15 protein-coding genes and 1 pseudogene are annotated in these 20,635 nt (G+C 65.6%); 12 read left to right on the top strand and 4 right to left on the bottom strand.

The window, feature by feature from the left end:
- Nucleotides 1-189: 189 nt before the first annotated feature.
- Nucleotides 190-906 carry a peptide-methionine (S)-S-oxide reductase MsrA gene (msrA, locus tag QM597_RS00315; RefSeq protein WP_415002884.1) on the bottom strand — a complete coding sequence of 239 codons (717 nt, stop codon included), beginning with the start codon at nucleotides 904-906 and terminating at the stop codon, nucleotides 190-192.
- Between the two features lie 150 nt (nucleotides 907-1,056).
- On the opposite strand from msrA, the gene QM597_RS00310 reads away from it, so the two are divergent.
- Both QM597_RS00310 and ilvA read left to right on the top strand, forming a co-directional pair.
- Nucleotides 1,057-2,190: an AI-2E family transporter gene (locus QM597_RS00310; protein ID WP_415002883.1), complete on the top strand. Its 1,134-nt coding sequence runs from the start codon at nucleotides 1,057-1,059 to the stop codon at nucleotides 2,188-2,190.
- Nucleotides 2,187-3,389, top strand: coding sequence for a threonine ammonia-lyase (ilvA, locus tag QM597_RS00305; protein WP_415002882.1), 1,203 nt, complete (start codon nucleotides 2,187-2,189; stop codon nucleotides 3,387-3,389). Before QM597_RS00310 ends, ilvA begins: the two co-directional genes overlap by 4 nt.
- 178 nt (nucleotides 3,390-3,567) lie before the next feature.
- On the opposite strand, the gene greA is transcribed toward ilvA, so the two are convergent.
- Both greA and QM597_RS00295 read right to left on the bottom strand, forming a co-directional pair.
- Nucleotides 3,568-4,071, bottom strand: a complete 504-nt coding sequence (gene greA / locus QM597_RS00300; protein ID WP_415002881.1) for a transcription elongation factor GreA — start codon at nucleotides 4,069-4,071, stop codon at nucleotides 3,568-3,570.
- A gap of 67 nt (nucleotides 4,072-4,138) precedes the next feature.
- Nucleotides 4,139-4,525, bottom strand: coding sequence for a DUF4307 domain-containing protein (locus QM597_RS00295; protein WP_415002880.1), 387 nt, complete (start codon nucleotides 4,523-4,525; stop codon nucleotides 4,139-4,141).
- 63 nt (nucleotides 4,526-4,588) lie between these two features.
- Between QM597_RS00295 and mca the strand changes: the two genes are divergently transcribed.
- From mca to QM597_RS00255, 8 genes are all read left to right on the top strand, one after another.
- Complete coding sequence (gene mca / locus QM597_RS00290; RefSeq protein WP_415002879.1) at nucleotides 4,589-5,461, top strand: mycothiol conjugate amidase Mca; 873 nt, start codon at nucleotides 4,589-4,591, stop codon at nucleotides 5,459-5,461.
- Nucleotides 5,462-5,466: 5 nt separating this feature from the next.
- Nucleotides 5,467-5,697: a hypothetical protein gene (locus tag QM597_RS00285; protein ID WP_415002878.1), complete on the top strand. Its 231-nt coding sequence runs from the start codon at nucleotides 5,467-5,469 to the stop codon at nucleotides 5,695-5,697.
- A 22-nt stretch (nucleotides 5,698-5,719) separates the two neighbouring features.
- The gene (locus tag QM597_RS00280; protein ID WP_415002877.1) at nucleotides 5,720-6,592 is read left to right on the top strand and encodes an alpha/beta fold hydrolase; all 873 of its coding nucleotides are present in this window, start codon (nucleotides 5,720-5,722) and stop codon (nucleotides 6,590-6,592) included.
- Nucleotides 6,593-6,881: 289 nt separating this feature from the next.
- Nucleotides 6,882-8,444, top strand: coding sequence for a type I restriction-modification system subunit M (locus QM597_RS00275; protein WP_415002876.1), 1,563 nt, complete (start codon nucleotides 6,882-6,884; stop codon nucleotides 8,442-8,444).
- The gene (locus tag QM597_RS00270) at nucleotides 8,441-9,679 is read left to right on the top strand and encodes a restriction endonuclease subunit S (protein ID WP_415002875.1); all 1,239 of its coding nucleotides are present in this window, start codon (nucleotides 8,441-8,443) and stop codon (nucleotides 9,677-9,679) included. Before QM597_RS00275 ends, QM597_RS00270 begins: the two co-directional genes overlap by 4 nt.
- Nucleotides 9,676-10,665: a Fic family protein gene (locus tag QM597_RS00265; RefSeq protein WP_415002874.1), complete on the top strand. Its 990-nt coding sequence runs from the start codon at nucleotides 9,676-9,678 to the stop codon at nucleotides 10,663-10,665. Before QM597_RS00270 ends, QM597_RS00265 begins: the two co-directional genes overlap by 4 nt.
- The gene (locus QM597_RS00260; RefSeq protein WP_415002873.1) at nucleotides 10,665-13,748 is read left to right on the top strand and encodes a type I restriction endonuclease subunit R; all 3,084 of its coding nucleotides are present in this window, start codon (nucleotides 10,665-10,667) and stop codon (nucleotides 13,746-13,748) included. The genes QM597_RS00265 and QM597_RS00260 overlap by 1 nt, the downstream gene beginning before the upstream one ends.
- A 94-nt stretch (nucleotides 13,749-13,842) precedes the next feature.
- Nucleotides 13,843-15,819, top strand: coding sequence for a thioredoxin domain-containing protein (locus tag QM597_RS00255; RefSeq protein WP_415002872.1), 1,977 nt, complete (start codon nucleotides 13,843-13,845; stop codon nucleotides 15,817-15,819).
- On the opposite strand, the gene trhA is transcribed toward QM597_RS00255, so the two are convergent.
- Complete coding sequence (gene trhA, locus QM597_RS00250; RefSeq protein ID WP_415002871.1) at nucleotides 15,804-16,502, bottom strand: PAQR family membrane homeostasis protein TrhA; 699 nt, start codon at nucleotides 16,500-16,502, stop codon at nucleotides 15,804-15,806. The two genes, QM597_RS00255 and trhA, sit on opposite strands and share 16 nt — an antisense overlap.
- A gap of 18 nt (nucleotides 16,503-16,520) precedes the next feature.
- Between trhA and uppS the strand changes: the two genes are divergently transcribed.
- Nucleotides 16,521-17,279, top strand: coding sequence for a polyprenyl diphosphate synthase (gene uppS / locus QM597_RS00245; protein ID WP_415002870.1), 759 nt, complete (start codon nucleotides 16,521-16,523; stop codon nucleotides 17,277-17,279).
- 121 nt (nucleotides 17,280-17,400) lie between these two features.
- Nucleotides 17,401-20,635: pseudogene (locus tag QM597_RS00240) on the top strand (hypothetical protein); the annotation flags it as partial.

Genomic DNA, 20,635 nt, shown 5'->3' with positions numbered 1-20,635 from the left:
TTGAGGTGCGAGCTTGCGAGCCGGGTCCTGAGGTGCTGTGACGAAGGAGCGGCCTCGAAGGGCGAATGACCAGGTTCCGCAGGCTTCGCCCTTCGAGGCTCGTCGCAAGCTCCTCGCACCTCAGGGACCGGTCACCGACCCGCAACCCGAATGAATCAGCGATTCCCGAGCGCCGCCTGCCGGGGTGGCTCAGTACTCGACGCCGGTGGCGTGGAAGGGGCAGTAGCCGTCCGGATTCTTGGCCAGATACTGCTGGTGATAGTCCTCGGCGTAGTAGTACGCCCCGAGCGGCTTGATCTCGGTCGTGATCGTGCCGAAGCCCGCCGCAGTCATCTTGGCCTGATAGTGCTCGCGCGAGGCTGCGGCCTGCTCGGCCTGCTCGGGCGTCGTCGTCAGCAGGATCGACCGGTACTGCGAGCCGCGGTCGTTGCCCTGGCGCATGCCCTGCGTCGGATCGTGACTCTCCCAGAACGTGCGCAACAGGTCGTCGTAGGTCAGCACTGCCGGATCGAACACGATCCGCACCACCTCGGCATGTCCGGTGCGTCCGGTGCAGACCTCCTCGTAGGTCGGGTTCGGCGTGGAGCCGCCCGCATAGCCCACGGACGTCGACCAGACCCCCGGCAACTGCCAGAACGTCTGCTCCTCGCCCCAGAAGCAGCCGAGGCCGACAACGGCGACCTCGAATCCGGCTCCTTCGGGGCCGTCGGTCTCGATCGGGTTTCCGGTCACCAGGTGACGCTCGCCGACGGCGTGGGGCCGGGTTGCGCGCCCGGCGAGCCGCCGGCCGGTAGACGAACCGAAGAACATGGGTGCCCCTTTCTGGTGAATCCGCAGATACGTGCCGCTGGCTGAGGTGCGTAGGCCGCTTGCGGCCGGAGCCTCGAAGCCTGCGGTGGTGGTCATTTCGAGGCTCGCAAGCTCGCACCTCAATGACCGGGTTTCGCCTCTCTGCGGAATCTCTCGTGAATCCAGTTGCCCGGATCCGGGCGGTGAGTCCGCCGACACCCACAACGCGCCGGAGGCCGGTGATGTTCCGCCGGTAGCCTCGAGGGCATGGCAGAGCACGGCGAGCACAGGTACCAGGTGCCCATCGGGGTCGAGATCGCTACCCAGTGGGCCTGGCGGCTGCTCGTCATCGCGGCGGCCGGGCTGGGCCTCTTGTGGCTGGTGAAGTACTTCTCGGAGATCACCGTGCCGATCACCGTGGGTCTGCTCATCACCGCTTTGACCATCGGCCTGGTCGACTGGCTGGAGCGCCGCGGCCTGCCGCGGCTGCTCGCCACGATCATCGTCACTATCGGCATGCTGGTCGTGGTGGCGAGCCTGGTGCTGCTGATCGGTCGGCAACTGTCGACCCAGTTCGACGAGTTGCGTGCCAGCATCGTGGCCGGGATCGGCGAGTTGCGCGACTGGGCGCGCACCGGTCCGCTGGGCCTCAGCGACAGCGATCTCAACGGCTACGTCGAGCAGGTGCAGGAGACCATCGCCAGCACGGGGCGCGATGCCGTGGTCGGCCAGGCCGCGGCCGTCGGGGTTTCGGTTGCGCACTTCGTGGCGGGCTTCTTCATCGCGATCTTCGCCTCGGTGTTCTTCCTGTTCGAGGGGGATCGCATCTGGGCCTGGGTCGTGACGCTGTTCCCGCGCGACGCCCGGGCCAAAGTCAACTCCTCGGGCCACCGGGCGTGGGAGTCGCTGACGAGTTTCGTGCGAGCGACGGTGCTGGTAGCTCTGGTCGACGCCACCGGGATCGCCTTCGGCGCGTGGCTGCTCGGCGTACCGCTGACGTTCTCTATCGGCGTGTTGGTTTTCCTCGGTGCCTTCATCCCAATCATCGGCGCGTTCGCCTCGGGCATGGTCGCCGTCCTGGTGGCGCTCGTGGCACAGGGTCCCTGGACGGCGCTGCTCATGCTGCTCGTCGTCATCGGGGTGCAGCAGCTGGAATCGCACGTGCTGCAGCCGTTCCTCATGGGCCGGCTCGTCGCGGTGCATCCGCTGGCGATCATCGCGGCCATCGCGGCGGGTATCACCATCTCCGGGGTCGTGGGGGCGCTCGTGGCGGTGCCGCTGGTGGCCTGCCTCAACGGCGTGGTGCGGCATCTGGCCGAGGAGGCGGGCAACCCGCTGCAGCCGGACGGCCTGCCCGCCGGCCTGCCGCCGGACCTGCAGAGTCCGTCGGAGCCGGTGTGAATGCCAGCCCGTCGTGGGCCGGCGTGGAGGCGGCCGCGACGACGCTGACGGGGGTCGCCGAGGTCACCCCGCTGTCGCATTCGCGCTGGCTGAGCGACCGCGCGGGTACCGAGGTCCTGCTCAAGTGCGAGAACCTGCAGCGCACCGGATCGTTCAAGTTGCGCGGTGCCTATACGCGCATCGCCCGTCTGTCTGAGCAGGAGCGGGCCGGAGGCGTCGTGGCGGCATCGGCTGGTAATCACGCTCAGGGGGTCGCGCTGGCGGCCCAGCGGCTCGGCATCGCGGCCCGCATCTTCATGCCTGAGGGCGCCGCGCTGCCGAAGGTGCAGGCGACGCAGGGATACGGGGCGCAGACCGAGTTGGTCGGTGTCGACGTCGAGGCGAGCATTGTCGCAGCGCGCGAGTATGCCGCCCGGACCGGCGCGGTGATGATCCACCCCTTCGACCATGCCGACGTGATCGAGGGTCAGGGCACGGTGGCACGGGAGATCATCGCGCAGGCACCGCAGACGGGCACGATTCTCGTGCCGGTGGGCGGGGGCGGCCTGGTCGCCGGCATCGCCCTCGTGCGGCAGGTCCGACCGGATATCCGGGTCGTCGGCGTACAGACCGCTGCGGTCAGCCCCTACGTGTCGTCACTGGCCGCAGGGCGTCCGATGCTGGTGCCGGGGCTGGCGACGATGGCCGACGGCATTGCGGTGGCCGAGCCGGGCGCGGTGCCGTTCGCGGTCGTCGCCGATCTGGTCGACGAGGTCGTGACGGTCAGCGAGGAGTCGATGAGCCGGGCGCTCATCGGCCTGCTGGAGCGGGCGAAGCTCCTCGTGGAGCCGGCGGGCGCGGCGGGGGTCGCGGCGCTGCTGGACCATCCCGGCGAGTTTCGCGGGCCGGTGGTGCCGGTGCTGTCCGGCGGCAACATCGACGCCCTGCTGCTGCTGGAGGTCATCCGGCACGGCCTCAAGGCGGCGGGCCGCTTCCTGAGCTTCCGGGTGCACCTGACGGACCGGCCGGGCGAACTCATGCGGCTGCTGACCGATCTGGCCGCGATGCAGGTCAACATCCTCAACATCGTCCACGACCGCGCCTCGGAGGCCCTCGGGGTCGGCGAGGTCGAGGTCAAACTCCAGGTCGCCACCCGCGGCCCCGGCCACGCCGATCAGGTGCTGGCCGAACTCGAATCCCTGGGCTACCGCCACCCCTGACCCGTCACTGCGGGCCAGAGGGGTTGCCAGTAGGCCCCGCTGGCTGAGGTGCGCCCTTCGAGGCCGCTCGTTCCTCGCGGCACCTCAGGACCCGCTTGCGAGCCTCGAAGGGACTCGCCGTCAGTCCCTTCGAGGCTCGGCCGCAGACGGCCTCGCACCTCAGGGACCGAGCGGCCCGTCAGAAGGGCGTGGCGTCGACGATTTCGACCGTGATGGCCTTGCCGGTCGGGGTCTCGTAGGTGGCCGTGTCGCCGGGCTTCTTGCCGACTAGGGCCGCGCCCAGCGGAGAGGTCGGGGAGTAGACGTCGAGGTCGACCGAGGAGTCCAGGCTCAGCAACTCGCGTGAACCGAGCAGGAACGACTCGTTCTCGTCGTCGCCGGCGAAGCGGATCGTCACCTTCATGCCCGCCGTGACTACGCCGTCATCGGCCGGCTTCTCGCCCACCTCGGCGCGGCGCAGCATGTCCTCGAGCTGGCGGATGCGCGCCTCGGTCTTGCCCTGCTCCTCGCGAGCTGCGTGGTAGCCGCCGTTCTCCTTGAGATCGCCCTCGTCGCGGGCGGCGGCGATCTTGGCCGTGATGTCGGCGCGCACCTCGCCCTTGAGATGGTCGAGTTCCGCGCGCAGACGGTCGTACGCCTCCTGGGTCACCCAGATGGTCTCGGCGTTGCTCGGCTGCGTCATGGCGCTGTCCCTTCCGACGTGCGGAACCCCAGGCTCCTGGCCCAGGGTGAAAGGCCGAGGCTAGCACTCAGTCGGCGACTTCGCACGACCGAATGACCGCGGTGACCGCCCGTTCCGTCGTCGTCAGGGCGAGGTCGTGATGCACCAGGTCGTCGGAGGACGGATCGACGGTGACGGTCTTCTCCCCGACGATGGCGTGGTTCTCGGACTGGGCGTACACGCTGCACGAGACCGTTGCGGCCGGATTGTCGCGGATGATCTCCAGCGTGACGTCGATGCGGGTGTCGGAGGCGACCTCGAAGGAATACACCTCGGCCTTGACCGGGCGCGGCTGCAGGGCGATCCACGCCGCCCAGGCCACGCCCAGGCCGATGCCGGCGGCGGCCACGACCCACCAGAACCAGCGGGGGCGCTGACGGGTGCCGTAACGGTCGGCGAGGAGCTGGTTGGTCACCGCTCCAGTCTCGCAGCCCGCCCGGCGGCGGCGTGGCTGGGGCGCGGCGGGATAATGGGGCGGGTGAGCGAACGACTACGGCTGATGCACGTCCACGCGCACCCCGACGACGAGTCGAGCAAGGGTGCGGCCTCGACGGCCCGCTATGTCGCCGAGGGCGTCGATGTCCACGTCGTCACGTGTACCGGCGGCGAGCGCGGCTCGATCCTCAACCCGAGTTTCGCGCACCCCGGAATCGAGGACAATCCCGAGCTGATCGCCGACATCCGCCGTGAGGAGATGGATCGCGCCCGCGAGATCCTGGGGGTCACGCAGGACTGGCTGGGCTGGGTCGATTCGGGCTGGCCCGAGGGCGATCCGAAGCCGCCGCTGCCGGAGGGCTGCTTCGCGCTGGTGCCGCTGGAGGAGGCCGCCGCGCCGCTCGTGCGGTTGATCCGCTCGTTCCGTCCGCATGTGCTGACGACGTACGACGAGAACGGCGGGTATCCGCATCCCGATCACATCAAGTGCCACGAGATCAGCGTTTTCGCCTACGAGGCGGCCGCCGATCCGCAGCGGTATCCCGATCTGGGCGAGCCGTGGCAGGTGAGCAAGCTCTACTACCACGGGGGATGGACGAAGGCCCGCCTCGAAGCCATCGGCGCGGCCATGATCGAGCGCGGCCTGGACAATCCCTACGCCGGATGGCTCGACGAGCGCGACCCGTCGCGGTTTCGCGACGACCGGGTCACGACGCGGGTCGAGTGCGCGGAGTACTTCGCGGTGCGTGACGCGGCGCTGATCGCCCATGCGACGCAGATCGATCCGAACGGCTTCTGGTTCGCGGTGCCGCGGGACGTGCAGGCACGGGCGTGGCCCACCGAGGACTACGAACTGGTGGACTCCAAGGTGCCGACGACCCAGCCCGAGGACGACTTGTTCGCGGGCCTACGCTGAGCGGTATGTATGAGTTCGCCAGCACGGTTCTCGTGGTCACCGAGCAGCGTGGCCTGGACCCCGACATCGTGCGACCGGGCTGGACGGCGCTCGGCATCTTCGTGGCGATGGCGGTCGCGCTCGGGCTGCTGATGTGGTCCTTCGCCAAGGTCTCCCGGCGTGCCCGCGAGCCGTGGGAGGGTGAGGAGGTCTCCGCCGACGCCCAGAGCGTGCGGGACGGTGACCGGAGGCCCTGATCGCGGCGCTACGCTCTCGCGGGTGAGTGATGAGACACGCGAGTTGGTGACCAGCGACGGGACGCGGCTGTGGGTGGAGATCGACGGGCCTGACGATGCGCCGTTGACGGTGGTGTTCGTGCACGGGTTCACGTTGAATCTGGCGAACTTCGCCGAGCAGCGTGCGGCGTGGACCGACGAGTCCGTGCGGCGGGTCTTCTACGACCAGCGGGCGTTCGGCCGCAGTGAGCGCGGTCCGCGTGGGGCGGCGTCGATCCGGCGGCTCGCCGGAGATCTGGCCGAGGTGATCGAGTCGCTGGACGGGCCGGTCGTGATCGTGGGGCACAGCATGGGCGGCATGGTGGCGGCCGCGCTGGCGGGGCTGCGTCCGGACCTGATCGGCTCGCGGGTCGTCGGGACCATGCTCATCGCCACAACGGGGCGCGGCACTGACATCACCATGCTGGGCCTGGAGGGCTTCGCCAAGCGTTTCGGTCCGGCGGTGTTGAAGGGTCTGCACCGGACCGAGCCGCTGCCGCGCCTGTCCGCCCCGCTGACCAATCCCGCAGTGGCCTGGCTGTTCCACGACCTGCGCTCCACGCGGGCGCACCGGCGGGCGTTCATCGGCATGGTTGAACAGACGCCCTTCGATGTGATGGCCGACTATCTGCGCGCGATGCTGGAGTTCGACGAGTACGACTCTCTTGCCGCGCTCGCGGCCGTGCCGTCGGTCGTGGTCGCCGGCGCGAGCGACCGGATCACGCCGGTCTCGGCGAACCGCTATGTCGCCGACGCCATCGGGGCGGAGCTGGTGGTGGCTGGGCGGGCGGGGCACATGGTCCCCTTCGAGCGCGCCGACGTGGTGAACCAGCAGCTGGCGGCCCTCCTGTCCCGCGTGCGCGCCCAACTCGGCTGAGGCTCTACTGCTTGGGGGCACCCTTCGAGGCTCGTCGCAGGCTCCTCGCACCTCAGGGATCGAATTCACCTATTGGCGGACGTTCTTCAGCAGGTCGGCGAGGTCAGAGCGGTGGGCCGACAGCACAGTTGGTGATCTCCGCTGTCGTCAGCCTCCCGGGGTCCCGTCGACGAGGAAGAGTTTGATCTGTTTGCCGCTCACAGGGACAAAGCCTGCCAGTCGGGACCGACACGAAGCGCCGATGGCCCCGATTTCGTCGGTAGCCACTGGTAGACAGGTCCCTGTGAGCATGACGACCACCAAGGAAGCCGAGCGGGCCGAACTTCACAAGACGATCTGGCGGATCGCCAATGACTTGCGTGGAAGTGTGGATGGCTGGGATTTCAAGTCTTACGTCCTCGGCATGCTGTTCTATCGGTTCATCTCGGAGAACTTGACCGCCTATCTCAACGAGGCCGAGCGCAAGGCGGGGAACACCGACTTCGACTACCGATACCTCGCAGGCGCTGACGCCGAGTTCGGCCGCGATGAGACGGTCAAGGAGAAGGGCTTCTACATCCTTCCCCAAGACCTGTTCGTCAACGTCCGTGAGAAAGCACGTCACGACCCCGACCTCAACGAAACGCTGGCGCGCGTGTTCAAGAACATCGAAGGCAGCGCGGTCGGCTCCGCCGCCGAGGACGACATCAAGGGTCTGTTCGATGACCTTGACGTCAACAGCAGCAAGCTCGGCCCCACGGTGGCCAAGCGCAACGAGAAGCTGGTCAAGCTGCTCGACGCCATCGGTGACCTTCCACTCGGCTACGCCAACAACACCATCGATGCCTTCGGTGACGCCTACGAGTTCCTGATGGGCATGTACGCCTCCAGTGCGGGTAAGTCTGGTGGCGAGTACTACACGCCGCAAGAGGTGTCTGAGTTACTGGCGCGGATCACGGTGGTGGGCAAGACCGAGGTGAACAAGGTCTACGACCCGGCCTGCGGGTCGGGCTCGCTGCTGCTGAAGTTTGACAAGGTGCTGGGCCACGAGAACATACGGCAGGGGTACTTCGGCCAGGAGATCAACCTGACCACCTACAACCTGTGCCGGATCAACATGTTTCTGCACGACATCAACTATGGGAAGTTCGACATCGCCCACGGCGACACCCTGATCGACCCGGCGCATTGGGACGACGAGCCGTTCGAGGCGATTGTGTCCAACCCGCCTTACTCCATCAAGTGGGAGGGCGACGCGAACCCGCTGCTCATCAACGATCCACGTTACGCGCCCGCTGGTGTGCTGGCTCCGAAGTCGAAGGCCGACCTGGCCTTCACCATGCACATCCTGAGTTGGCTCGCGCTCAACGGCACCGCTGCCATCGTCGAGTTCCCGGGCGTGCTCTACCGAGGCGGCGCTGAGCAGAAGATCCGCAAGTACCTCGTCGACAACAACTCCGTCGACGCGGTGATCCAACTCCCGCCGGACCTGTTCTTCGGTACGACGATCGCGACCTGCATCATCGTGCTCAAGAAGTCGAAACCCGACAACCAGGTTCTCTTCATCGACGGCTCGGCGCTGTTCACACGGCAGGGCAACAAGAACAAACTCACCGTCGCGCACCAGCAGTCGATTCTCGACGCTTTCACCAATCGCGAGGATGTGGCGCACTTCGCGACGCTGGTCGACTACGTGACCATCGCCGACAACGGCTACAACCTCGCGGTCAGTTCCTACGTCGAGGCCGAGGACACCCGCGAGGCCATCGACATCAAAGTGCTCAACGCCGAAATCGCCCGCATCGTGGCGCACCAGGCCGCGCTGCGCACCGAAATCGACGCCATCGTCGCCGACTTGGAGGGCGAGTCATGAGCCGCATCGACGACCTCATCGCTGAGCACTGCCCGGATGGTGTGGAGTTGAAGACCGTCGGGGATGTGACATCTAAGGGATCGAACATCCGATGGGCGGACGCTGGAGAGCAGGAGTTCCGCTACATCGACCTGAGTTCTGTCGACCGAGCGACCCGCAAGATCGGGGAGACGGCGATGATCAGAGCGGGGGATGCGCCGAGTCGTGCGCAGCAGATCGTCCGCCAAGGCGATGTCATCTTCGCGACTACCCGCCCAACCCAGATGCGCTGGGCGGTGATCCCTGCCGAGTACGACGGCCAGATCGCCAGCACGGGCTACTGCGTGCTGCGGCCCAACAACGAGTTGATCTCGACATCGTTCTTGGCGCACCTATTAGGCGCGGAGCCGTTCCGCCGCTACCTGGCCGAGAACCAGGTTGAGGGCAACTATCCGTCAATCTCAGACAAGGCTGTTCGGGCGTTCAGAATCCCTGTGCCTCCACCGGCGGTTCAGCGCGAGATCGCTGCAATTCTCGATAAAATGGAGATGCTGAAAGCTGAGCTTGAGTCCGAGCTTGAGTTGCGCTCTCGCCAGTATGCGTTTTATCGCGACTCGCTCCTGACATTCGCCGAAGCCCCCCCCCAATCGGTCCGGTGGGTTCCGATGGGTGAGATCGGCGAGTTCTTCCGCGGGCGCAGGTTCGTCAAGGACGATGTGGTGCCCGAAGGGCTGCCGAGCATCCACTACGGCGAGATCTATACGGGCTATGGAGTGTTCGCCCAGGAGGCGCTGTCTCATGTGAGAGAAGACCTTGCCCCAGGTCTGCGGTTCGCGCGAACCGGGGATGTTGTCTTCGCCGCAGTCGGCGAGACCGTCGAAGACGTGGCCAAGGCCGTTGCTTGGTTGGGCGATGACGACGTCGCGATCCACGATGACTGCTTTGCGTTCCGTAGCGACTTGAACCCCAAATTCGTGGCGTACTACGCCCAGACAGCTCGCTTCCACTCGGAGAAGAACAGGCACGTTGCCCGGGCGAAGGTGAAGCGAATCTCCGGCGACAGCCTCGCCAAGATCATGATTCCCGTGCCAGCCCGAGAGGGGCAACAGCGCATCGTCGCGATCCTCGACAAGTTCGATGCGCTGGTGAATGACCTGTCGGTCGGCCTTCCGGCAGAGATCAACGCGCGTCGCCAGCAGTACGAGTACTACCGCGACAAACTGCTTTCCTTCCCCGAGATACGGGCAGCGGCATGAGCGAGACGCCGGGGCCTCCGTTCTCCGTCTCGGTGCGCGCCGCAGACCACTTGGCCAAGATCGTCGAGAGCATCACCCGGCTTGACCTCGGCACCGATTTCCGACTCGACATTCGCCTGCACCGCGAGAACCGGGTTCGCTCCATCTACTCGTCGCTGGCGATCGAGGGGAACTTGCTGTCGCTCAACGATGTGGCCGACGTTCTCAACGGTCAGCAGGTGTGGGGCCGACCTGTCGACATTCAAGAGGTCAAGAACGCCCACGATGCCTATGAGCATCTGCTCACGTTCGACCCCTACGAGGTGGATGACTTCCTCACGGCCCATCGGCTGCTGACACAGGGGCTTATCAGGGAGGCGGGGAGGTTCCGCAGCGGGGACGTGGCGGTATTCGACGGAGAAACCCCGATCCACACAGGTGCGCGCCCGCAGTTCGTGCCCGGCCTCATCGGCGATCTCTTCGCGTGGGTTCGCGAGTCGGACTTGCACCCTGTGCTGCTGAGCGCCATCGTCCACTGCGAGATCGAGACCATTCACCCGTTCGCGGACGGAAACGGGCGAATCGGTCGACTGTGGCAGACCCTCATCCTGGCTCGGTGGAACGGGGTCTTCGCCTCGCTGCCGATGGAGTCGGTCGTCTTCACCAGTCGCCCGCAGTACTACCAAGCGCTTCGGACCGCCCAGCGAAACCACGATGCCACGGTGTTCATCGAGTTCAGCCTGGGCGCGATCCTCCAAGCCATCGAGGAGGTCCTGGTGACGTATGGCGACATCAATGTCGGAGTAAATGTCGGTCGAAATGTCGGAGTAAATGATGCTGTGCTCACCCTGTTGAACGTCGAGCCGACGTTGAGCGCCTCTGCCATCGCCGACAGGCTTGGCAAGACCTCCCGCACCATCGAGCGGCACCTCGCCGACCTCAAGGCCGCTGGTCGTGTGCGTCGGGAAGGCTCCGCGAAGGCAGGCCGCTGGGTGGTGATCGACTGATGAGCGCACCAGATTCGGCGTATCGCTACGAGGCGATCTCCGTCAGCGACGAAAGCACGGTCGTCGCAGAGTTCGTGCCGGAGGACGCCAGGGCCACGGGCTACCAGTCGGAGTCTGACCTGGAGCGCGAGTTCATCAAGCAGCTCCGGGGCCAAGCGTACGAGTACCTACCGATCACGACCGAGGCTGAGCTGATCGCGAACCTGCGTGTCCAGCTGGAGGTACTCAACAAGATCGAGTTCTCCGAGGCAGAGTGGAAACAACTCTTTGACAAGATCGCCGGTGCGAACGAGGGGATCGTTGAGAAGACTGCGCGCATCCAGGAGGACCACGTCCAGGTCGTCAAGCGCGATGATGGCACGGCCAAGAACATCTACCTGATCGACAAGGCCAACATCCACAACAACAGGCTCCAGGTCATCAACCAGTACGAGGTTTCGACAGGCTCAACCACCGGGGGTGGCGAGGGCGGTGCGGCTCGGTCGAACCGCTACGACGTGACGGTGCTTGTCAACGGCCTGCCGATGGTCCACATCGAACTCAAGCGTCGAGGCGTGAACATCCGCGAGGCGTTCAACCAGATCAACCGCTACCAGCGCGACTCCTTCTGGGCGGGATCCGGGCTTTTCGAGTACGTCCAGTTGTTCGTCATCTCCAACGGCACGCTGACGAAGTACTACTCCAACACCACCCGCGATTCCCACCTCGCCGAGCAGGCCGGTGGCAAGCGGGGTCGGCGCAGGACATCGAACAGTTTCGAGTTCACGAGCTGGTGGGCTGACGCCAACAACCGGTCGATCACCGATCTGGTCGGGTTCACCAAGACGTTCTTCGCCAAGCACACGCTGCTCAACATTCTGACGAAGTACTGCGTCTTCGACGTGGACCGCAAGTTGCTGGTGATGCGGCCGTACCAGATCGTGGCGGCCGAGCGGATTCTGTTGCGCATCTTGACTTCGACCAACGCCAAGCAACTCGGCACCACAGCGGCTGGCGGGTACGTCTGGCACACCACCGGCTCGGGCAAGACCCTCACGTCGTTCAAGGCAGCGCAGCTTGCGTCGAAGATGGAGAGCGTCGACAAGGTGCTGTTCGTCGTTGACCGCAAGGACCTCGACTACCAGACCCAGCGCGAGTACGACCGGTTCGAGAAGGGCGCGGTCGACGGCACCAACAACACCGCACACCTGAAGAAGCGGCTCGAAGACCCCGGTTCACGGATCATCGTGACCACGATCCAGAAACTCTCGAACTTCGTGAAGCAGAACAAGGGCCACGAGATCTACTCGGGCCACCTCGTGTTGATCTTCGATGAGTGTCACCGCAGTCAGTTCGGTGACATGCACGCTGCGATCGAGAAGGCGTTCAAGTGCTACCACCTGTTCGGCTTCACTGGCACGCCGATCTTCACCGAGAACGCCGGCACCGGCGGTAACCCGCGCCTGCGGACCACCGAGCAGGCGTTCGGCGACCGACTGCACACCTACACGGTCGTGGACGCGATCAACGACAAGAATGTGCTGCCGTTCCGCATCGACTACGTCAACACCATCAAACTTCCCGGCCACCTACCCACTGCGCAGGTCGCGGCCATCGACACCGAGAAGGCCCTGCTCTCACCCGAGCGGATGGGCGGGGTTGTGAACTACATCCTTGACCACTTCGACCAGAAGACCCGGCGCTCAATGTCCGGGGGCAACTCCACCTACGTCCTCAAGGACAAGCGGGTCTCGGGGTTCAACTCGATCTTCGCCACCGCCTCGATCGACGCGGCCAAGCGCTACTACACGTTGATCGAACTGGAGCAGCGCACACGCGAAGAGGCCAACCCGGCGTACCAGCGACTCAAGGTCGGCCTCATATACTCCTACGCCGCCAACGAAGAAGAGGCCGATGGCCTGCTCGATGAGGAAAGCTTCGATACCGGGGAACTCGACCAGAGTTCGCGTGACTACCTCGAAGACGCGATCCAGGACTTCAACGACATGTTCGGCACCTCATGGGACACGAGCGCCGACGGATTCCAGTCCTACTACAAGGACCTCGCGGCCCGGTTGAAGAATCGGGAACTTGACCTGGTGATCGTGGTCAACATGTTCCTTACCGGCTTCGACGCGACCACGCTGAACACCTTGTGGGTGGACAAGAACCTGCGCTCTCACGGGCTGATTCAGGCGTACTCGCGCACCAATCGCATCCTGAACTCGGTCAAGACCTACGGCAACATCGTGTCCTTCCGCGACCTGGAAGGCGCCACCAACGACGCCCTCGCGCTGTTCGGCAACAAGGACGCCCGAGGTGTGGTGCTGCTCAAGCCGTACGCCGACTACTACGCCGAGTACGAGCGCATCGTCACCGACCTCAAGAGCGTGTTCCCGCTCGGCATCCAGATCATCGGCGAGACGGCCAAGAAGGAGTTCATCGCGCTGTTCGGCCAGTTGCTGCGGCTACGCAACATACTGACAGCGTTCGACGAGTTCATCGGCAACGAGCTGCTCACCGAACGCGAGTTCCAGGACTACCGCTCGGTCTACCTCAACATCTATGACGAGTTCCGCCGTACCGAGGACGCGGAGAAGGAGTCGATCAACGACGACGTCGTCTTCGAGATCGAACTCATCAAGCAGGTCGAGGTCAACGTCGACTACATCCTGCTGCTCATCGAGCAATGGCGTGAGGCACGCGGCAACGGTTCCGATGTCGAGGTGGAAGCGGCCCGCAACATCGCCCAGGCCGTCGACTCAAGTCCGAGCTTGCGCAACAAGAGTGACCTCATCATGGCCTTTGTCGACACTGTCAACGTCACCGGCGACACCCGCGAGGACTGGCGCAGGCTCGTCGAGGCCAAGCGCGACGAGGAACTCGACGCGATCATCGCTGACGAGGGACTCAAGTCCGAGGAAACGAAGGCGTTCATCGGCAACGCCTTCCGTGACGGAGCCGTTCCCACCACCGGCACAGCGATCACCCGCATCCTGCCGCCCGTGTCCCGCTTCTCACCCGGAGCCGCCCATGCAGCCAAGAAGCAGACCGTCATCGACAAGCTGCTCGCCTTCTTCGACCGCTACTTCGGGCTGGTGTGATGGTGTCGCAAAGGCGCGGCCTCCAAGACTTTCCTCAACCACTGTGGACGATGGTGCGCTCAGATTGCTCACCACGTGACAGGAAGTCCAACGCATGAACCGCCTTGCCGACGCGCAGTCGCCGTATCTGCAGCAGCATGCTGACAACCCGGTGGAATGGTGGGAGTGGGGGAGCGAGGCGTTCGAGGAGGCCAAGCGGCTCGATCGGCCGATTCTGCTGAGCGTCGGGTACGCCGCGTGCCACTGGTGTCACGTCATGGCGCACGAGTCGTTCGAGGACCCGGCCACGGCGGCCTACATGAATGCGCACTTCGTCAACGTCAAGGTCGACCGCGAGGAGCGCCCCGACATCGACGCGGTGTACATGAAGGCCACCCAGGCGATGACCGGACAGGGCGGCTGGCCCATGACCTGCGTGCTCACTCCCGACGGTGAGCCGTTCTTCGCCGGCACCTACTTCCCGCCCGAGCCGACCGCCGCAAGCCCCGCGTTCACCCAGGTCCTGCAGGCCCTCGCCGACGCCTGGGCCAACCGGCGCGATGAGGTCCTGACTGTCGGCCGCGACGTCGTCGCTCACCTCAAGGCAGCCCGCGACCCCGAGGGCGACCCGCTCACCGAGGGCGACCTCGCCGCCGCAGTCAAAGAACTCGCCCGCAGTTTCGACCACCAGGCCGGCGGCTTCGGTGCCGCACCCAAGTTCCCGCCGTCGATGGTGCTGGAGTTCCTTCTGCGCCACCACGACCGTACCGGCTCGGCCGACGCACTCGCGATGGTCGAGCGGACGTGCGAGGCGATGGCCCGCGGCGGCCTGTACGACCAGCTCGGCGGCGGTTTCGCGCGCTACAGCGTCGACCGCTTCTGGCGGGTCCCGCACTTCGAGAAGATGCTCTACGACAACGCGCTCCTGCTGCGCGCGTACCTGCACTGGTGGCGCGCCACCGGCTCGCCGCTGGCCGAGCGGATCGCCCGCGAAACCGGCAGGTTCCTCCTGTCCGAACTGCGTACCCCCGAAGGCGGCTTCGCCTCCGCGCTCGATGCCGACAGCGACGGACGCGAGGGCACCTTCTACGTCTGGACGCCCGACGACCTGAACCGCGTCCTCGGCCCTGACGACGGACCCTGGGCCGCCGCGCTCCTGTCCGTCACCGCACAGGGAACCTTCGAGCACGGCACCTCGACGCTGCAACTCCAGCGCGATCCGGAAGACCCCGCACGATGGGAGCGCGTCCGCGCAGCTCTGCTGGCGGTGCGGGAGCAGCGCACCCGGCCGGCCCGCGACGACAAGATCGTCGCCTCCTGGAACGGCTGGGCGATCACCGCGCTGATCGAGGCCGGTGTGCTGCTGGACGAACCCGCGTTCACCGACGCCGCCCTCACCGCTGCCGGCCTGCTTGCGCGCGTCCACCTCGTCGGCGGCACCCTGATCCGCACCTCGCGCGACGGCCTCGCCAGTACGAACGCGGGCGTCCTCGAAGACCACGGCGCGGTCGCGGAGGCCTTCCTGACGGTCTTCGGGGTGACCGGGGACCGTGCCTGGTGGGAGCGCGCGGTGAGACTCGTCAAGCGCATCGTCACCGACTTCGCCGATCCGGCCGGCGGCTTCGTCGACGCCCCCGGTGACGGTCTGGTGGTTGCGCCGCGCGATGTCGCGGACAACGCCTATCCGTCCGGCACCAGCGCTGCGGCGACGGCCCTGCTCATGGCGGCGGTCATCTCGGGGGACGCCCGCTGGCGCGCCGCCGCCGAAGCGGCGGTCGCCTCCGCAGCCGACACCGCCCGCGGCGCGCCACGGTTCGCCGGGCAGTCCCTCGCCCTCGCCGAGGCCTTGATCGCCGGGCCTATCGAGGTCGCCGTCGTCGGCCCGCCCGGCGCGCGCGGTGACCTGCTGCGCACGGTCCTCATGGCGACCTCTCCGGGTGCGGTGGTCGTCGCCGGTGACGAAGGGCTGGACGTTCCGCTGTTCGCCTCGCGAGCCTCCCGCGACGGGCGTCCGACCGCCTACGTCTGCCGTGGCTTCGTGTGCCAAGCCCCGGTCACTGATCCGGCCGACTTCGCTCAGTACTCGCGGTAGGCCAGCAGGCTGATGCCGATGTAGTGGACGACGAACGCCGCGATGGTCAGCGTGTGGAACACCTCGTGGAAGCCGTACCAGCGCGGCCACGGGTCGGGGCGCTTGAAGCCGTAGACGACCGCCCCCAGGGTGTACAGCCCGCCGCCGACGATCATCAGCACGATGACGGCGGTCGGCGCGTTGTCGGCGAATTCGCGCCAGTACAGCACCGCCGCCCAGCCCAGCGCCACGTACAGCGGCACGTAGATCCAGCGCGGCGCGCCGATCCAGAACACCCGGAACAGCATGCCGAGTACGGCCCCGCCCCACACGACGCTGAGCATGATGATGGCGTGCTTGGTGCTCAGCAGCAGCAGGCAGAACGGCGTGTACGACCCGGCGATCAGCAAGAAGATGTTCGCGTGGTCGATCCGTTTCCAGACCAGGCGGATCTCCTCGGGCCAGGTGCGCGTGTGATACAGCGCGCTGCACCCGAACAGCGCCAGCGCCGAGACCATGAACACCGCAGCGCCCGCGCGTACGACCACGTCGTCGGCGATCACCATCATCACGAGGAAGGACAGGAACGACAGCGGAGCGATGGCGGCGTGCAGCCAGCCGCGCAGCCGAGGCTTGATGACCTCGAGCGATGGCGTGAAGCGGCTGGACTCGTCGTTGTCTGTCGGCGTCGGAGTCGGCGTCATGCGGTTACATTAGCGCTCATGGGCCTGAACTCCTTGGCGTACAGCGCCTACGAACGACGCATCGCGCGGCGGCTCGATCCGCAGCGGTTGCCCCATCACATCGGTGCCATCGTCGATGGCAATCGGCGGTGGGCCAAGGATTCCGGGCGTGATCTCGAAAGCGGCTATCAGGCAGGCGCGGCGAAGATCGCCGAGTTCCTGGGATGGTGCCATGAACTCGGCGTGCGCATCGTCACGTTCTGGGTGCTCTCGACCGACAATCTGCAGCGTGACGAGGCCGAGGTGCGCAGCATCCTGGCGGCGGTCGAAGACCTCGTGGACCGGCTCGCCGCCGACGGCCGGTGGGAGTTGCGGCTCATGGGCAGCCTCGACCTGCTCCCGGCAGATTCGGCCGTCCGCCTCAACCGTGCCGTCGAGGCCAGCGGCGGCTCGGAGCTGCAGGTCAACATCTGTGTCGGCTATGGCGGGCGCCAAGAACTCACCGATGCGATGCGCTCGCTGCTGCTGGAGGAGGCCGCCAAGGGCCGGTCCCTGGAGGATGTCGCCCGCACGCTGGAGGTCGACGACATTGCCGAGCACCTCTACACCAAGGGCCAGCCCGATCCGGACCTGGTGATCCGCACCTCCGGCGAGCAGCGGCTCTCGGGCTTCCTGCTGTGGCAGAGCGTCCACTCGGAGTTCTACTTCACCGACGTCCTATGGCCGGCGCTGCGCCGCGTAGACCTGTTGCGCGCGATGCGCTCCTACGCCGCCCGCGAGCGCCGCTTCGGAGCGTAGCGACGAAGAGTCGGCACTGTGGAGCGTAGTCGTGATTCGACCTACGTGATTTGACGGGGGGGGGGGTACTCGGGGAGCATTGAGAGGATTTTAAGCCTTTTCTGTGAAGGATTGAGTGCTGATGATGCGACGCCGTACCGCCGCTGTGACCCTGCTGTCGTTGGTGGGCATGCTCCTCTGGCCGGTCTCGTCGGCGACCGCCGTCACCAATCCGAACGGGTCCAGCTCGCTCGGCGGCAGCACCTACTACGCCTATGTGGGTCCGGGGGAAACGCTTGACTTCGCCTGGTGGCGTACGAATAACTCTGCAGCCGTGGACATCCGGGTCACCGCTCCCGACGGCACGACGGCGCAGACCTGCTCGGTGGCCGCCACAGCCACATGTTCGGGAACCGACCTCACGGGTGAGGGCGTGTGGACGCTGGAGGAGATCCCAGATGAGACGTCGTCAGGCTATGTCCCGAGCACTTTCCTCAGGCCGGCCACCAACTCTTACTTCCGCTGGACCATCGAGGTGCACGACGCCAGCGACGCGGAGATCTCCGGTCGCGTGTGGACCGACGCTTACATCGCCTACGACTCCACGGTGATCGGTGGCGGTAACCGCAATCTCGACTTCTGGGCCGTTACCGAGTTCGGTGCCGTGTGGCAGCTGGGCCTGCGCAGTTTCACCGGCGGCGGATGGAATATCGACGCGAGCGCCTTCGGCATCGTCGAGTCCGGCACCTGCGCGCCCAGCTACAGCAGCACCGACACCATCGGCAGCAACACGGCCCGCTACCAACAGGCCGACCCCGAGCAGTGCGGCGACCCGTACTGGCTGTTCTTCGAGGAACCCGATAGCGATCTTCCGTCTTCGGCGACGGCGGGTGTGCCCGGCAGCAACGGCACGACCACGACCATGAATGTCCTGCCCGACTATGCGCCGCCTGCGGTGAGTGATATCGCCTATGACTCCACGACCGGAGCCAGTCGGGCCGGTACCTTCAGTTGGAACCTCGAACGCTTCACCGGCACCTACGAGCTGCGCCTCGACACCGACGGCAACGGCAGCTTCGACGATGACGTCGACGTGACCGCGCCGATCTCCGGCTCGTCGGGTACGGCGACCTACAACTGGAACGGCCTCGACGGTGAGGGCAACGCCGTCGATTTCTGCCAGGACATCAGCGCCGAGGTCCGGATTCAGCACACCGACGAGTTCCACGTGGTGCTCGCCGACGTCGAGGGCCTGGCCGCCGGCATGATCGTGAACCAGTTGGCCGGCAGCGAGCCGGGGGAGAACAAGCTCTACTGGGACGACTCCGAACTGACGGGCACGCGCACGACCACGGTTACTCCGGCAACGTCCTCGCTCGACGGCACCGACAGCAGCAGCGGCACCTCCCGGTGGGCCAACGGCAGCAACCCCTGGGGCAACGGGCGCGCGCTCGACCGCTGGTCGTACTCCGACGTCGAGATCGCCGAACAAGCGAGCTTCACCCCCGACTGCTCGCTCAGCGTCGAGAAGACGTCCTCGGCCGACGATAACGACGGTGCTGCGCTGGTGGGTGATGTGGTGGAGTACGAGGTGACCATCGAGAACACCGGCGACGTCGATTTCACCGAGGACAATCCGGCTCAGGTGGTGGACGATCTGTCGGGTGTGTTGGATGTGGCTGCGTATAACGACGACGCCGAGGCTGATCCGGCTGTCGGGTCGATCAGCTATGCGGAGCCGCGTTTGACGTGGTCGGGTCCGTTGGGGGCGGGTGAGTCGGTGGTGTTGACGTATTCGGTCACGGTGACGGCTAATGGTGGTGATGGTGCGGGCACGAATATCGTGTTCGCGGTCCCCGAGGGCGATGATCCCGACGACTATGAGACCCCGTCGTGTGACGACGGCGAGTTCGACACGGAGGTGGGACTGTTCTGTGGTGTGAGTTCGTTCACGGTGCCGAGTTTGCGGGTGGAGAAGCAGGCGGATCGGTTGACGTTGCCGGCCGATGGTGAGTTGGTGACGTATACGGTGACGGGGACGAATGTGGGTCCGGGTGCGTATACGGTGTCGTCGCCGGCGATTGTGGTGGATGACCTGTCGGGTGTGTTGGATGACGCGGTGTTGGATGAGGATTCGCTGTCGGCGTCGACGGGTGATGATCCTGTGGTGGTTGGGGATCGGATTGTGTGGTCGGGTCCGTTGGCTGCGGGTGAGTCGGTGGTGATTTCGTACACGGTGACGTATGACGAGGGTGCGGGGGATGCGTCGTTGGTGAATGTGGCGTTTGCTCCGTCGGATGCTGATGATGAGACTCCGTCGTGTGATCCGCGTACTGATGAGGGTTTTGATGAGGCGTCGGGTGTGCCGTGTGATGTGAATACGTTGCCGGGGTCGGATTTGTCGGTGCAGAAGTCGGCGGATGTGCCGTCGGGTACGGGTGTGTCTGCGGGGGATGTGTTGACGTATACGTTGACGTTTGCGAATAACGGTCAGGCGGATGCGGTGGTGGATTACACGGATACGACGTCGGGTCTGGCTGATGATGCGACTATCTCGTCGGCGGAGGCGTCTGATGAGTCGTTGTCGGTGACGGCTACGGGTGATGGGTTCCAGATCGTGGGGACGGTGGCTGCGGGTGCGGTGGTGACGGTGTCGTATACGGCGACGGTGTTGCCGTTCGATGAGCAGGGTGACCATGTGTTGGCGAATTTCTTGCTGCCGACGGGTGAGGAGCCGCCGTCGGGTGTGGGGTTGGAGTCGTGTGTGCCGGGGTCGGAGGATTGCACGATTCATTTCATGCCGCAGTTGGTGGTGTCGAAGGTCTCGGATCCGGTCTCGGGTACGTCGGTGCAGTCTGGTGACACGCTCACGTACACGTTGAGTTTTGAGAATGTGGGTACGGGTGTGGCTCGGGTGGATCATGTGGATGATTTGTCGGGGGTGTTGGATGATGCGTCGTTGACGTCGGGTCCGTCGACTCCGGGTGAGGTGTTGTATCCGGTGGTGGATGGGTCGTTGCTGGAGGTGACTGGTGGGGTGTCTGCGGGTGCGACCGAGACGGTGACGTATGCGGTGACGGTGTTGCCTGATGGTGTTCATGGCGATAACGAGATGACGAATTTCGTGTATGAGGCTGGTTCGACACCGCCGACGGAATGTGTTGAGGGTGTGGCGTGTACGTCGCATGCGGTGGGTGAGCTGGTGGTGGTGAAGAGTGCTGATCCGGTGTCGGGCACGGTGGTTCGTGGTGGTGACGCGGTGACGTATTCGTTGAGTTTCGAGAATGTGGGTACCGGCGCGTACGTGGTGGATCGTGTTGATGACATGTCGGGTGTGCTTGATGATGCGGTGTTGACGGCTGGTCCTTCCGTGGAGT

Origin of the sequence: Aeromicrobium sp. (assembly GCF_047607065.1) — a bacterium.
Classification (GTDB): domain Bacteria; phylum Actinomycetota; class Actinomycetes; order Propionibacteriales; family Nocardioidaceae; genus Aeromicrobium.
This window is presented reverse-complemented; position numbering and strand designations above follow the sequence as displayed.